Annotated in this window: 8 protein-coding genes; 2 read left to right on the top strand and 6 right to left on the bottom strand. The window is 70.9% G+C overall.

Annotated elements, in window-relative coordinates:
• Positions 1-5: 5 nt before the first annotated feature.
• Positions 6-3083: a BTAD domain-containing putative transcriptional regulator gene (locus tag VF632_RS19225; RefSeq protein ID WP_331024557.1), complete on the top strand. Its 3078-nt coding sequence runs from the start codon at positions 6-8 to the stop codon at positions 3081-3083.
• A gap of 573 nt (positions 3084-3656) precedes the next feature.
• Here the strand turns inward: VF632_RS19225 and VF632_RS19220 are convergent.
• A complete protein-coding gene (locus tag VF632_RS19220; protein WP_331024556.1) occupies positions 3657-5399 on the bottom strand; it encodes a lamin tail domain-containing protein in 1743 nt (580 codons plus the stop codon).
• A 279-nt stretch (positions 5400-5678) separates the two neighbouring features.
• Between VF632_RS19220 and VF632_RS19215 the strand changes: the two genes are divergently transcribed.
• The gene (locus VF632_RS19215; RefSeq protein ID WP_331024555.1) at positions 5679-6146 is read left to right on the top strand and encodes a hypothetical protein; all 468 of its coding nucleotides are present in this window, start codon (positions 5679-5681) and stop codon (positions 6144-6146) included.
• A 738-nt stretch (positions 6147-6884) separates the two neighbouring features.
• On the opposite strand, the gene VF632_RS19210 is transcribed toward VF632_RS19215, so the two are convergent.
• The 5 genes from VF632_RS19210 to VF632_RS19190 form a co-directional block, all read right to left on the bottom strand.
• Positions 6885-8012, bottom strand: coding sequence for an ABC transporter substrate-binding protein (locus VF632_RS19210; RefSeq protein ID WP_331024554.1), 1128 nt, complete (start codon positions 8010-8012; stop codon positions 6885-6887).
• 261 nt (positions 8013-8273) lie between these two features.
• Positions 8274-11108 (bottom strand): TonB-dependent receptor, encoded by a 2835-nt coding sequence (locus VF632_RS19205; protein ID WP_331024553.1) that lies wholly within the window; start codon positions 11106-11108, stop codon positions 8274-8276.
• Positions 11109-11403: 295 nt separating this feature from the next.
• On the bottom strand, positions 11404-11907 hold the full coding sequence (locus tag VF632_RS19200; RefSeq protein WP_331024552.1) for a hypothetical protein: 504 nt from the start codon (positions 11905-11907) through the stop codon (positions 11404-11406).
• Positions 11908-12083: 176 nt separating this feature from the next.
• Positions 12084-13688 carry a phosphoglycerate dehydrogenase gene (gene serA, locus VF632_RS19195; RefSeq protein ID WP_331024551.1) on the bottom strand — a complete coding sequence of 535 codons (1605 nt, stop codon included), beginning with the start codon at positions 13686-13688 and terminating at the stop codon, positions 12084-12086.
• Positions 13685-14800 carry an alanine--glyoxylate aminotransferase family protein gene (locus VF632_RS19190; protein WP_331024550.1) on the bottom strand — a complete coding sequence of 372 codons (1116 nt, stop codon included), beginning with the start codon at positions 14798-14800 and terminating at the stop codon, positions 13685-13687. The genes serA and VF632_RS19190 overlap by 4 nt, the downstream gene beginning before the upstream one ends.
• Between the last annotated feature and the right edge of the window lie 736 nt (positions 14801-15536).

The following is a 15536-nucleotide window of genomic DNA, read 5'->3' as shown; positions in this document are numbered from 1 at the left end:
CCCTCGTGTACCGCCTTCGCACCCTCGGCACGCTCGACCTGGTCGACCCCGGGGGCGCCCCGGTAACTTCGCTCCTCGCTCAGCCCAAACGCGCCGCGCTGCTGGCGTACCTGGCCCTCGCGCGCCCTCACGGCCCCGTTCGCCGCGACATCCTGCTGGCCACCTTCTGGCCCGAGATGCCGGATGACCGCGCGCGCGCCGCCCTCCGCAACGCGCTCAGCTTTTTGCGAAAGGCGGCGCCCGGCGTGCTCGCGGTGCGCACCGACGACACGGTGGAGCTGGCGGTGGACCAGACGGTCTGCGATGCGCGGCAGATGCAGGCGGCGCTGGCGGCGGGCGACGTGCTGGGCGCGCTGGGGCACTACGGGGGCGACCTGCTGGCGGGGCTTCACGTGGACGATGCGCCCTCGTGGGAGCAGTGGCTGGACGCGGAGCGCCTGCGGCTGCGCCACATGGCCCTGGCCGCGGCGCGCGGAGCCGCCGAGGCCGCGCGGGGGCGGGGGGAGATGGAGCCCGCCGTGGCCCTGGCCCGTCGCGCCTGCGAGATCGACCCCGAGGACGAGCCTTCGGTCCGCCGGCTGATGGAACTGCTGGCCGACTCGGGCGATCCGGGCGGCGCCCTTCGGGAGTACGACCGCTTCGCCGCCCGCCTGATGCGCGACCTGGAGGTGGAGCCGGGCCCCGCGACCGAGGCGCTGCGGCGCGCGCTGCGGGTCCGGGCGGAGCCCGCCGCCGCCGTGCCGCCCCCGGCGTGGATCCCGGAGCCGGCCCCGGAGCCCGTCGCCGCGCCGTCTCCCGAATCGGCGGTGCTGTCTCGCGAACCGACGGACGGCGCCGCGCCACCCCCGCCGGCGGGATCCCCCGACGACGCGATACTCGCGCCGGCCGCTGACGTGGCCGTGGGGCTGGCCCCGGCAGCCGGGCCGTCCTGGATCCGCCCGCGCCGGCGGCGGCGCTGGCTGGCCGCCGTGGCCAGCGTGGCGGCCGTTCTCGCCCTGTGGCTGCTGCGTCCGGGCGGGGCCGGGCCGCTGGATGCGGCCACGGTGGGTTCGCGGGTGGCCGTGCTGCCCTTCGCGGCCAGGACAGGCCCGGCAAACGCCTACCTGGGCGAGGGAATGGCCGACCTTCTCTCGTCGCGCCTGGACGGCACCGGCGAGCTGACCACGGTAGATCCGTTCGCCCTGCTCTCGTTTCTGCGCACGTGGGGCGACGACGCAACGGGGCTGGATGCGGGGAGGGCCGCCGCGGAGCGGTTCGGCGCCGGCCGGTTCGTGCTGGGAAGCGTGGTGGAGGCGGGAGGGCGGCTGCACCTGAGCGCGGCATTGTACGCGCCGGATGGACGCAGGCTCGTGCGGGCAGAGGTGCCGGAGCTGCGGGAGGACAGCCTTTTCGCGGGGGTCGACGCGCTTGTCCGCAGCCTCGTGGCGCAGGAAATGGACACACCCCCGGAGCGGATGGACCGCACGGCGGCCCTGACCACCACCTCGCTTCCCGCGCTCAAGGCCTACCTGGGGGGGAACCGTGCGTTCCGCGACGGCGATTTCGCCCGTGCCGCGGAGTGGTTCACCCAGGCGGTCCGGGGCGACAGCACCTTCGCCGTGGCCTGGTACCGGTTGAGCGTGTCGCAGGACTGGGCGGCGGCCGACGGGAGCGCCGCCGCCGCGCGCGCGCTGCGGATGGCAGACCGGCTGCCCCCGGCCGAGCAGCGGCTTCTGCGGGCGCGCGTGGCGTTCCGCACCGGCTCCGCCACCGTGGCCGAGGGGCTGCTGCGGGAGTTGACGGCCACGCGGCCCGACAACATCGAGGCGTGGAACGAGCTGGCCGAGGTGCTTCACCACCGCGCCATGTGGCAGGGGCGCAGCATCGAAGGCGCGCGCGGGGCATGGATGCAGGTGCTGGCGCTGGACCCGCGCAACGTGAGCGCGCGGGTGCACCTGGCGCACGTCGCGTCGCTGCAGGGGCGAGCGGCGGAGGCGAGTTCGCTCGTCCGCGCCATCGCGGAGCTCAGCCCCCGGCACGAGGCACTCACACGGGTGCGGACGATGGCCGCGTTCGGTGAAGGCGACCTCCGGGCGCAGGACGACGCGCTCGCCGCCCTGCGCGCCCAGCGCCCGCGCGACACCAACGACCTGCCTCCATGGGGCGCGGCGTGGCGCACGGCCGACTTCCTTACCGATCCCGGGGCGGGGCTCCGGATCGCCGGGCTGATGGTGGAGCCCGGGCGCGACCGGCAAAGCCGGCTGGTGGGGTTCACCACCCTCGCGCACATGCAGATGGCGCGCGGACGCTGGCGCGATGCCCGCGCCCAGGCCGATTCCGCCGCGCGCATCGATGCGGGGTACGGCGCACGCACCTGGGCGTTTCTGGCCGCCTTTTCTCCCGCCGCGCTGCCACGCGACGAGACCCTGCGTGCCTATCGCCAGCTGGCCGCCACCGCCGTTCCGAGCGCGCAGGGCACCGGCGGCGTGGTCGACGAGGAGCGTGGGCGCTATCCCGCCGCTCGGCACCAATACCTGCTGGGGGTGCTTGCGGTGCGCCTGGGCGACACCGTCGAGGCGCACCGGCGCGCAGCCTCACTGGCCGCGCTCGAAGACACGTCGCGCGCCGGCCGCTTCGCGTACCACCTTCGCCACCAGCTGCACGCCCGGCTGCGAGCGGCCGCGGGCGACGTTCCCGGCGCGCTGGTGCTGGTGCAGCGGGGGTGGCCGCCGCCCGTGCCCTGGCTCTTCGTGAAGGACGATTCCTACAGCACGGTAGCGGAGCGCTACTTCCGGGCGCAGCTCCTTGCCCGGGCCGGCCGCGAATCCGAGGCGCTGGCCTGGTACGGCAGCCTTACGGAAGACATCAGCCGGGGGATCATGTTTCCCGTCGCCGCGCAGATGGAGCAGGCCCGCGTGCTCGGCCGCCTGGGGCGGCGCCGGGAAGCCGCGGAACACACCGCGCGCTTCCGCCACGACTGGCGCGACGCAGATCCCGACGCCCTTGCGCAGCTTCTCCAGCCCGCGCGAGAGGCCGCACCTGCCGAAGCACGCGCCGTGAACCACCCGGTCTTGCCGCAGCGCACCCGCCCCACGGGCAAGTGAACCCGCGGCTGGACTAGCGGAAAGCCCCGACACGGGCTGCTGGCGCGTCCCGTTCGGGGCTTCACCTGCACGCCCAAACTGCCGAAGCGCACGCTGTCATCCCCACGGAGCGGCCCCGGCCAACATGCCGCCACACCGTACTCCGCAGCGACCGAGGGATCCGCCACACACTCCGGGGCGCGCCACAAAGTCCTCCCCACACGAGAACATGCCAGTCCGCGCAGGCGGATTTCGTGTGGTCGTTGCAGCGAATTCAATTCATTCGCCCGACGGAGCCGAGGCCTCGGGGATGACAGCAGTCCCCACCAAGCCGAGGCCTCCACGATCGTGACCGCTGCCGCGCCCGAGCTTCAAAGCGGCCTCGGCTAGATCCTTCGCCCCGCGAGGACCGGTTTGCGGGCCGGTTCGGTGCGCCTGGGGCTCAGGATGACAGGGTGTGGTGCTCGGTGGCGGTGCGGTGGTGCGGCGGAGGGCCGCGGTGCCGAACCTCGCACCGCAGCCCACCGTCCCAACTGTAGTTACCGTCCCGACCGTAGTTACCGTCCCGACCGTAGTGACCGCAGTGACCGCAGTTCAGAACGCCGTGCCGTTGGCGCGCTTGCCGCCGGACGACTGCAGCGTGCTAATGCTCGTGTGCAGCACCCAAGTGCCGGTGGCGCTGGCGTCGGGGCTGCGGTTCATCGACACCCCGTCCGTTCCCGACAGCGACGACGAATAAGTGTAGCTCGCCTTCGTCACCCCCGACCCGTCCTTCAGTATCACCGAATCGCCGCCGTTCGCCAGGTTGAGCTGCGCCGTCGACGCGCCCACCGCGTTCGTCGACCCGGCGGGGATCCCGGACGAGGCGCCGTAGACCACGATCGCCTTCCCCGCCGCCAGCGTGGTGCCGGCCGCGAAGGTGTGGCGCACGCCCGTGGCGTCGGAGATCGTCCACCCCGCGATGCTGATGGACGTGCCGCCCACGTTCACCAGCTCCACGAACTCGCCCGCGACGTTGGAACCGGCTTCGTTCGCCAGGATCTCGTTCAGGATCACCTGTGCCGGCGTGGACGAGACGGTGATGGTGAATGCCGCGTCGCTGGCGTCCGTCACCGTCGCGGACGAGGCGTCGGTTACCCGCACCTTCGCGGCGGTCGTCGCGGTGTTGGGCACCGTCCACGTGTAGCTGCCGGCCGACGCCGCGGTGCTGGACGTGAGGGTCGTCCACGCGGTGCCGTCCAGCGTGTACTCCACCTTGACGTTCGCCACGTTTGCAGCCGTCCAGGTGATGCTCTTGCTGCTGCCGCCCGCGTACGACTCGCCCCCGTTGGGCGCCGTCACCGTCACCGAGGGCGTGGTGCCGCCGCCGGAGCCGAACGTGTAGCGGCTCAGGACGGGGTAGTGGTCGCTGGTGGTGTTGGCGTAGTCCGCCACGTAGGTATCCACGCGGTACACCTCGGCCGAGCTGGACACGTAGGCCGCCGTGAACTCGTTGGTGTTCAGGTGATGGTCGATCATGTCGCTGTAGCTGACGGTCGACGAGCTTCCGGCCAGCGAAAGCGCCCGCGTGGGGAACGCGTAGTCCGCCCCATCGTCAACGAAGTTCTGGTACGGCGACGGCTTGCCCGCGGTGATGGAGGTGTCGACGTCGTCGTTCCAGTCGCCCACCACGATCACCTTCTGCGTGGGATACGTGGTGTCCAGATACGACTTGAGCGCGTTGCTGGCGTTCAGGCGCTTCTGCCAGCTGGCGTCGTCGTTGAAGGCCTTGGCGTGCAGGACGATGACCACGATGTCCTCGGTGACGCCGTTCAGCGTGACGCGCAGCTTCACCTCCAGCGGCGGCCGGCCCGCGAAGTCGGCGTCGTACGCCGTGAGGATGATCTTTGCGCCCAGCAGCGTGGCGATGCTGCTCTTGTACAGGATGCCCACCTTCTGCTCGGTCGAACCGTAGTAGGTGGACCCGCTGGTGACGTGCGACTCGCTGGCCAGGAAGCCCGTGTAGCCGGTCAGCTGCGACTCCAGGCTGTTCCACGCGGCCTGGTCCACGATTTCGGCCACGCCCCAGATGTCGGCGTCTGTGCCGCCGATGATGTCGCGCGAGTTGCTGGCCTGCAGCGTCTCATTCGCGGGTCCGTTGGTGGTGCTCCCGAACCACTCGATGTTCCAGCTGGCGACGTCCAGCGTGGAGGCGGTGCCCTTGGCCGGCACCGTGGCCAGCTGCGGACCGCCCTCGGGGGCGATGCGGCCGGTGGCCATTGGCGTGTCGCACGCGCCGAGGCCAAGGGAGAACAGGCCGCCCAGCAGGACGGCGCGGAACGATCGGAAACGGGCCATGAACACCTCTCGTACGCGGCGGGAGTGAGCGCAAATGGCCATGGCTGCCGGGGGCCTGAGCGGCGCGGCAGTGGCCAACTGAACGATTCCGAGATGGCGGATAAGGTACGACGGAGTGGCTGCTTCGGGAAGTGCCCCGTGTCGGGTTCCGGTCACGGTTCCGTGCTTGCGGAGAAACGAGACGAATGACATCCGCGGGGGAAGCGTGTGGCAAGCCGCGTCCGCGCCGCGCTATATTCCGGCCGTTGATCGACTCGCCCAAACGATGGGAATCGTGCCTTGAAGCTTTCCCGCCACGCCGCCATCCTGGAACTGGTGCGCACCCACCGCGTTCCCTCGCACGAGGCGCTTCGCGAGCTGCTGGCCGCGCGCGGCATCGAGGTGGCGCAGGCCACGCTTTCGCGCGACATCCGCCACCTGGGGCTGATCAAGGCGCCCGACGACCAGGGCGGCAGCGCCTACGTGGTGCCCGTCGGGGGGGCGGACGTGACGCCCACGCTCAGCCGGCTGCTGCCTGCGCTGTACGTGGGTGCGGATGGTGTCGGAAACCTGCTGGTGCTGAAGACGCTGGTGGGGGGCGCGCAGCCCATCGCGGTGGCGATCGACAGTGCGGGGTGGCCAGAGATCGTGGGAACCATCGGCGGCGACGACACGATCCTGATCGTGCTGCGCAGCCCCGACCACCGCGAAACGGTCGTCTCGCGCATCGAGGCCATCGCCGACCGCCGCGGGGACGGGGATCGGTAAAAGCCGGGCCGGGAACCAGGGGCACGATGGGATCAGGCTTGGCACCGCAACCGTCGCCATACCCTGTCATCCTGAGCCCCATGCGCACTGAACCGGCCCGCAAACCGGTCCTCGCGGGGCGAAGGATCTAGCCGACGGCGCCTTGAAGCTCGGGCGCGGCAGCGGTCACAGTGCAGAGGCCTCGGCTCCGTCGGGCGAATGAATTCGCTGCAACGACCACACGAAGTCTGCCTTCGCAGACTGGCTTGCAATGGTCCGAGTTCGGACGTGTGGCGCGACCGGGGCCAGGTTCAGTTCTCCCCCTCTCCCGCTTGCGGGAGAGGGGGCCGGGGGGAGAGGGCAGCCGAGGCATGCGCCGGAGCCCGTCGAAACGCCCCGGCGCTGGACAGGGTCCCAGCCGAGGCGCGCAGCGATCATGATCCCGGCGCCCCGGCTTGCACGGGCAAATGAATTCGCTGTAACAACCACACGAAGTCCGCCTTCGCGGACTGGCTTGTTCTCGTGTGAGGAACCCCATGTCGCGCGCCCGGAGTGTGTGGCGGATCCCTCAGTCGCTGCGAAGTACGGTGGGGCGGCAGGGTTGCTCGGGGGCGCTCCATCGGGATGACATCCCACGCTCCGGCAGGTGTGGTGTAGGTGCAGGTGAAGCCCCGAACGGGACGCGCCGGCGGTCCGTGTCGGGGCTTTCCGTTGTTTCAGCCGCGGTTCACCCACTCCCAAGTCGGTGGGCGGCGCTGCTTACCGGGCCGCGACCTGCGCGGCCTGCTGAAGGCGGAAGCGGCCGTTCTCGATGCGCACCAGCGCCACCGGCTTGCCCACCGGGTCGCCGTTGGCGTCGAACGCCACCGGGCCGGCCACCCCGTCGTACCGCGCCGAGCCGCCCTCGCGCCCCACGCCCGCCAGGTAGTCGCGAACCCCCTCGCGGGTGGCCCGGCCCTCGCGCAGCGCCCGCGCAATCAGCTGCACCGCGTCGTACGAGGTGGCGGCCGACGAATCGGGCTCGCGCTTGTACGCGGCCCGGAACGCCTCGGCGAAGGTCCGCGCCCGCGGCGACATCTCGGGGTGGTACAGCACGCCGACGAGTGTGCCGTTGTACCGCTCGCCCATCTCCGCCAGCGGCTCCAGTCCGTCCCCACCGATGAAGCGCGGCATCCACTCCAGTTGGTGCGCCTGCTGGATGAGCGTGGCCGCGCCCGTTTCCAGCCCGGCTACCAGCACCACCTCGGCGCCGCGCGCCTTGAGCGCGCGGATGTACGGGGTGAAGTCCTTCATGTCTTCCAGGTACGGAAAGCGGCCCACCAGCGTCACCCCCGTGTTCTCCAGCGCCTGCCCGAACACCTCCGCCAGGCTCTGCCCGTAGTCGTCGTTGGCGTACAGGATGGCCACGCGCCTGCCCGCGCCCGCCGCCGACCGCGCCAACTCCGCCGCGTTGGCCGAATCGCTCGACGCCACGCGGAAGATCCACTCGCCCAGCCCCGCGATTTCGGTGCTGGTGGCGCTGGTGCCCACCGCTACCAGTCCGCGCTGGTAGACGGTCGCGGCATCCATCAGCGGACCGGAGGTGGCGTGGCCCACCACGGCGAGCACCGCGGGGTTGTCGTAGAATTGCTCGGCCACCGCGATGGCCGCCGTGTCGTCGGACTTGTCATCCAAAGCCCACAGCTTCAGGCTGTCGCCATCGATGCCGCCCGCCGCGTTGATCTGGTCCACGGCCAGTTGCGCGCCTAGCCGCGAGTTCTGGCCGAACGACCGCTCCAGGGGCGCGGCCAGGCCCAGCAAGTACGTGTCGCCGCCGCCGGGGCCCGAGCAGCCGGACAGCACGGCCGCCACCGCGAGGGGCGCCAGCACAAAACGATGTGATCGCATGGAATGAACAACGGGGTACGCAGGGGGGACGAACGGAGATTTCGATCCTACAAAGATTCCGTATATTCAGCCCGTGTCAAGCGGGATTCTGTTCCCGCCAACAGCCGTGTGTGGCAATGCATTGGCACAGCGTGAGGCGTGTGATGGCGCGAGGGTGAAAAGCGCGGAATACGCCATCGCACGAATCCGCCGATGATGCCGTAACGCGGAGGGGGAGCCCGGGTTCCGGGCTCCCCCTCCTTTCCCTCGATCAGAAGCAGATCAGAACTCGTACTTGACCCGGGCGATCAGCATGCGGCCCAGCGAGGGCGAGCCGGGGAACGGCCGGTATCCCTCGTCGAGCAGGTTGTTGACCAGCAGGTTCACCGTGGCGCCCTGCACCATGGGCAGCCGGTAGCCCACGTTCAGGTCGAACAGCGTGTACGCGTCCACGCAGCCTTCCTGCAGGGGGTTCACGGGGTCACCGGGCTTGTTGAGGCACGCGGTGCCCACGTACACGCCCGAGTTCACCGGGAACTCGTCGTTGTAGCGCATGCGGATCTCGCCGAACAAGCCGGTGTCGTCGTTGTCGTAGTCCAGCGCCAGGCCGCCCTTGAATCGCGGCGCGTTCAGCGTCACCACGCCGGCGTTCTGCGTGTTCCACACGTTCTCGTTCACCCAGGAAACAGAGCCCGTGAGCTCGAACTCGTTGCCCAGCAGCGCGGTGGCAGAGATGTCGGTGCCCCACAGGTCGATGTTCTCGTCCACGTTCACGTACGTCACCAACGCCTGGGCGCTCCGTGCGTCCACGTCGGGCGAGGAGATGACGCCCAGCGGCACCTGCGCCAGCCCGGGCACCAGCTGCTGCGCAAGCGCGCTGGCCTGCGCCTGCGAGTAGCCGAGGTCGGCCATGAACCGCGGGACCAGGTACGCGCCCAGTTGCTGCGGGTTCAAAAGGACGAGCGGCGTCTGAATGGTCAGCGGCGTCACGAGGTCTTCCTTGCGGCTCCACCACACGTCGGCCGCGAGCAGCAGGCGGTCCCCGAGCAGCCCCGTGTAGCCCACCTCCAGCGTGGTGCTGGGCGACTCGCGGATGGGCTCGATGCGGTCCAGCTCCAGCGTGGAAAGCGGGGCCGTCTGGCGTGTGACAAGGTCCAGGTAGTTGAGCCCCACTTGCGCGTTGCTGGGCTGCAGCCCGGACAGGTACGTCACCAGTGGCTGCGGCAGCGGGGTTCCCGCCGCGGCCGCCTGCTGCGCCACCACGAGCACCGCCGCCCGGAAGAACGTGGGCGACACGGCGGTGGCGGGCAGCAGCTGCCCCGGGTTTGCCGTGTTGAAGGGCGAGCGGACCTGGTATGCGCCGTTCGCGTCGCGGAAGCTGAAGCCCTCGGAGCCGGTGCCCTGAATGCGAAGGCTGTAGCCCAGCCGCCGCAGCGCCGTAGTTCCCGCGTCCGTTCCGGGCAGCGCCGACCCCAGGTCCAGGAACTGGTTGAGCGAGCTGGGCGTGCTGAAGGCGCGGTTGTAGCTCAGCCGCAGCGCCTGTCCGTCGCGCGGTTTGAACACCAGCGCGGCGCGAGGCGAGAACACCGCGTCGGGCAGGGCGGAGTGCGTGTCGACGCGGCCCGCCAGCACCAGGTCCAGCCGGGGGGTAAGCTCCGTCTCCGACTGCAGGTACGCGCCCAGCTCGGTGGTCTGGTCGTCGTCTTCGTACCACCCGTTGATGGTGCTGTCCGTCACCGGGTTGGTGTGCAGGTAGTCGGCGCCGTAGGTAAAGTTCTGGCGTCCGTTCCCCATGCTGAAGCCGTGCTGCAGCTGCCCCACCAGCAGCCGCGACTTGTCGGAGATGGGCGCGCCGTTGCGAAGCAGGTACGTGTCGCCGGCGTTGCTCTGGTTCAGGTAGACCTGCGCGAACAGCCGGTTCCAGGTGGTGCGCGCCTGGTAGTAGCTGCTGCGCCAGCCCTCGACCTGCGCGGCGCCCAGGCCGGTGAGCTCGATGCCGCTGGCGGCGTCGCTGGAGCCGGCGGAAAGCACGGCGGTCATCGACGGCGTCACCCGCCAGTCCAGCCGTGCCTCGCCGCTGTACCGCTCGATGCCGAAGTCGCGCGAGCCGATGCGGGTGATGCGCTGGTCCGCCTCGGCCTGGCCGATGCCCGACGCCCGCATCAGGTCGTTGCGGTAGAAGGGCAGGTCGCTGGCGAACTTCTGCTGCTCGGCCGTTTCGGCGGGGTCGATGAACCGCCACTCCTCGGCCTGCAGGTACTGGCCGCTGACCTTGAAGCCGATGTCGTCGGTCAGCAGGTGCGCCGTGCGGAATTCGCCCTGCCGCAGCTCCTGGCTGCCGCCGCTGAAGGCGACCGTGGTTCCCTGCTCGTCCAGCGGGCTCTTGGTGATGATGTGCAGGATGCCATTGGCCGTGTTGGGCCCATACAGCGCCGCGCCCGGCCCCAGCACCACTTCCATCCGCGCCACGTCCTCGTTGGTGCTGGGAATGAAGTGCAGGTAGTTCACGCGCAGGCTGGGCACACCCGCGATGCGGTTGTCGGTCAGCGCGTGAAGCGAGCCGCTGAAGATGTTGTTGAAGCCGCGCGCCACGATGTTGGTGGACTGCAGCCCTGTCTGCGCCACGTCCACGCCGGGCACGTCGCGCAAGTGGTCGATCAGCGTGACCGCCGGCCGGTCCTCGATTTCCTGCGCGGTCACCACCTCCACCCGCGACGGCGCTTCCACCGCCTTCTCGGGCCGCTTGGAGGCCGAGACCACCACCGGGTCCAGCCGCACGTTTCCGAACGCGAGCTGCGCGTCCACGCGCGAGGTGCGTCCCGCCGTCACCTCCACGTCCAGGCGGCGGACGGGAACGTCGGTGCCGGAAAGGACCAGCGCGTAGTTGCCGGGAGCCAAGTCGCGAAGGGTGTAGGTGCCGTTCTCCGCGGTGACGGCGCTGGCGGCCACGCGCCCGCTGGTGGAGACGGCTTCTACACGGATGCCGCGAAGTGGCGTGGAGGTGGCCACGTCGCGCACGGTGCCGCTTACGCTGCCGTTCTGCGCATACGCGGGAAGGGCGGACGAAAACAGCAGGGCGACCAGAAACAGCAGGGTACGTCCGGCGGTAAGCCGCATGCGTTCCTCACGGAGCAGGGTGGATTGTGCCGGCGCGGGGCCGGCGGTGCTTTTTCGCCGCGCGTGCATCCCCGCGGGCGCGGGGCGATGGAAACGGACGACGCGTGCCGGGGCGATGGGGACGGGACGTGTTCACGATACGCCGTGCACCGTCCATCGAGCAAGGGTTTCGGGAGCGGTCGTCATTCTGGCATGACGGCAACCACGGTAACGAAGGTCACTCCGGAAACGTCGTGAAACGCCGAGCCCCGCCGTGGGGCGGGGCTCGGAAAGGTTCCAGCCGTGTGGCCGTGCGTCAGGCCGGCGGGGCGGCGCGGGCCTCGCGCTCCTGGCGAAGGGCGTCCACCTCTTCGGGCGTCCACTCGTTGAGGCGGTCGGTCTCGCCGCGGATCTCCGAGTAGGGAGAGCGCGACACCTCCACGCGGCGCTCGCGCGCGGCAAAGGCGGCGCCCCGGGCCTCGTCCCACCGCCCCTCGTCGACGTAGGCGTTGATCAACGCCTCGTACAGCAGCGGGTGCGGATACGTCCGCAGCAACTCGCGAAGCCGCGGGATGGCGGCGACGCGGGCGGACCGGTTGGTGAGGTCCATGTCCATCACCTCCTGCGCCACGTCCTCCCGCCGGCGCAGAAGCTCCTGCAGCTCGCGCGGATACGTCTTCTGGTCGTGCTCGCCCAGCGCGCGGGGCGTGGGCTCGTCTCCGCCAAAGATGGAGTGGAGGATGGACACGTGCAGCGGAAGGTCGCCGTTTTCGTTGACGGCCTCCGACATGCGCTTCTTCAGCCAGTACCGGATACCCATGGGCGTGCGTCGTGGGCGAGCGTTGGTTTGGTCGGCGTGCAGTCAGGCGCACTCAGGCAAGAGATGCGCCGAACGGCGGGTAACTACGGTCACTACGGTCACTGCCATGCCTGCCCCGAGCCCCTGCTCGCCCAGGTCGTGACCGTTTCGACCGTAGTTACCGTCGTGACCGAAGTTTACTCCATCTCCACCTGCCGCACGTCCAGGATCTCCGGCAGGGCCGTCAGCCGGTCCACCACTTCGGCGGGGATGCGGCTGTCCACCGAGACCGCGGCCAGCGCCTCGCCACCGACGGAAAGGCGCGCCTGGTGGTACTCGGCGATGTTCACGCCCGCCTCGCCCAACAGCGTGCCCACCCGCCCGATCACGCCGGGAACGTCGCGGTTGCGGATGACCATCATCACGCCGCGCGGCGCTACGTCCACGCGAAACGCGCCGATGCGCACGATGCGCCCGTGCGTCTCGCCCAGCAGCGCGCCGCCCACGCGGATGCTGCGCTCGCCACCCTCCAGCCGCAGCTCGATCTCCTCGCCCAGCTCGCCGCGGCCGCCTACCATGGTCGTCGCCGTCTCGATCCCCCGCTCGGCGGCCACGTGCTGCGCGTTGACCAGGTTGATGGCCCGGTGCTCCACCACGTCGCGCAGCGCGCCCTGCAGCGCGGAAAGCAGGAGCGGCCGCGGCGCGTGCTCGCGCGGGCCGGTGTACCGCACCTCCAGCGAGTTGAGCGCGCCCGGCACCAGCGCCCGCCCCAGCCGCCCCAGCCGGTCCGCCAGCGCCAGCAGGGGGCGCAGCTCGCGGGTGGCGGCGCCGCCCACCCCCGAGGCGTTCATCGCGGCGCTCAGGTCGCCCGTCACCAGGGCGTCGCGCACGGCCTCGCACGCTTCCACGGCCACGTTGCGCTGGGCGTCGCGCGTGGACGCGCCCAGGTGCGGCGTCAGCAGCAGGTTGGGGGCGCTGCGGAGGGGATGGTCCGCGGGGAGCGGCTCCACGTCGAAGGCATCCACCGCCGCCCCGGCCAGGCGCCCCGCGTGCAGCGCTTCGGCCAGCGCGTCTTCCGCGACGATACCGCCGCGGGCCAGGTTGAGCACGTAGGCATCGCGCCCCAGCCGGGCCAGCTCCGACGCGCCGATCATCCCCGTCGTCTCGCCGGTCAGCGGCACGTGCAGCGTCACCACGTCGGCCCGCTCCAGCGCGTCGTTCAGCCGCTCCACCCGCTCCACGTCCAGCTCCTCGAAGCGGCTCTGGCCCACGTACGGGTCGTAGCCGATCACCGTCATGCCGAACGCCCGCGCTCGGCGCGCCATCTCGCTTCCGATGCGCCCAAGGCCCACGATGGCCATCGTCTTTCCGCGCAGCTCCACCCCGCCCAGCTTGGACCGGTCCCAGCGGCCCTGGCGCATGGATTCCGACGCCTGGGGGATGTTGCGCGCCAGGCCGATCAGCACCCCGAACGCCAGCTCGGCCACGGACACGGTGTTGCCGCCGGGCGCGTTGATGACGGCCACGCCCAGTTCCGTGGCCGTGCGCAGGTCCACGTTGTCCACGCCCACGCCGGCGCGCCCGATCACCCGCAGGCGGTCGCCCGCCTGCAGCAGCTCGCGGGTGACGCGGGTGGCGCTGCGGCCCACGAACGCGTCGTACTCGCCGATCTCCGCCAGCACCTCGGCGGCGGGTCGGGTGGGCTTTTCCACCACCTCGATGTCGGGATGCGCGCGCAGGAGGGCGACGCCCTCGGGATCGATCTCGTCCGTCACCAGGACGCGAAAACGCCGGTCCGTCATCCCAGCACCTCCTCCAGCACCGCCAGCAGCGCGTCGAGCTCGTCCATCGTGTGATCCCCCATGTGGCCGATCCGGAACGTCAGGTCCTTCAGCTTGCCGTATCCCGTGCCCAGCGTCCATCCGCGCGCCGTCATCTCCGAGCAGATGCGCGAGGCGGGCACGCCATCGTCCACGCGGATGGTGGTGACGGTGGGGGAGCGCTGCCCCTCGGCGGCGTACAGCGACAGGCCGGGGCGGCTCCGGGCCCACTCCCACGTGCGCTCGGCCATCCGCCAGTGCCGCAGCGCCCGCGCCTCCACGCCCTCGGCGCCGATGCGGCGGCACTGCTCGGCGAGCGCGTACATCAGCGAGACGGCCGGCGTGTTGGGCGTCTGGTGCTTGCGCCAGTAGACATCGTACTCCAGCAGGTCGAAGTACTGGCCGCGGCCGGGGATCGTCGCCGCCCGCGCCATCATCCGCTCCGACGCCGTGCCGAACGCCAGCCCCGGCGGCAGCGCCATCGCCTTCTGCGAGCCGGTGAGCAGGAAGTCGAGCCCCCACGCCTCGGCCTGCACCAGCATCCCGCCCACGGTGGTGACGCCGTCGACGAGCAGCAGGATCTCCTCGCCCGTCTCCGCCTCCGCCCGGCGTACGGCCTCGGCGATTTCGGTCAGCGGGTTCAGGACGCCCGTGGACGTCTCGGAGTGCACCACGGTGACCGCGTCGAAGCCACCCGCGCGCAGGCGCTGGTAGACCTCGTCCGGCTGATTCGCCTCGCCCAGAGTCACTTCGTACCGCTCGCCCTCGCGGCCGCAGTCCGTGACCAGCGCGGCGAATCGCTCGCTGAACGCGCCGTTGACCAGCGACAGGGCACGCCTACGCACGCCGTTCCGCACGGCGCCCTCCATCAGCCCCGTCGCGGACGAACTGGCGACGTACACCGGGCGGTGGGTGCGGAAGAGGGAGCGCAGGACGGGGTCGCACGCCTCCAGCAGCGACGACATCTCGTCGCCGCGATGGCCGATCAGCGGCCGCGTCATGGCCGCGAGCACGTCGGGATGCACCTCGGTGGGGCCGGGGAGGAAGAACCGGCCGAACCCGCTTTGGGCGGGGGACTGCGATGTATCGGTCACTTCGGCGATGCGTTCGGTGGATAGGGCGATTGCGGGTTGGGTGCGTTTCGAGGACGGACGTGCAGTCCCCGGCTGCCCTCTCCCCCCGGCCCCCTCTCCCGCAAGCGGAAGAGGGGGAGAACTTCACACCGGATCGGCTGGGTTTGGCGCATGCCTCGGTGCCCCCCATCCCCAGCCCTTCCCCCGCAAACTGCGCGGGGGAAGGGAGCCAGTGCCGTGCGCTTCGGATTTGGCGGTGGCGTCACCACGGCCTGTCATCCTGAGGCCCAGGCGCGCCGTGCTCGCCCGTAGCACACCCTTTGCGGGCCGAAGGAACTAGCCAGGCGCCACTTCTCAACTTGGGCGCGACAGCGGCACGGATCCTTGAATCGCCGGGGTGGCCCCTCCCCCGGCCCCTCCCCCGGCAAACTGCGCCGGGAGAGGGGAGAACTTCGACCGCGGGGAGCCAGCCCGGTGCGCTGCGGTTGCTCCGGTGCACTCCCTGGCCGCCCCCCATCCCCAGCCCTTCCCCCGCAAACTGCGCGGGGGAAGGGAGCCAGCCCGGTGCGCCTCGGACGGCTTGGCGCACTCGACCGCGCGTGCAGTCCGCGAAGGCGGACTTTGGGCCTTTGTTGCCGCGACGTAACCGTTCAGGTGGCAGCAGCCAGGAGCTTGGGTGCAGCGTTGCCGGAGCGCAGGGCGGCGATGGAAAGAGCAATGAAGTCGAGCGGGTGCACCTTCTGCTGCTGGCAGGTGG

Origin of the sequence: Longimicrobium sp. (assembly GCF_036388275.1) — a bacterium.
Lineage (GTDB): Bacteria > Gemmatimonadota > Gemmatimonadetes > Longimicrobiales > Longimicrobiaceae > Longimicrobium.
This window is presented reverse-complemented; position numbering and strand designations above follow the sequence as displayed.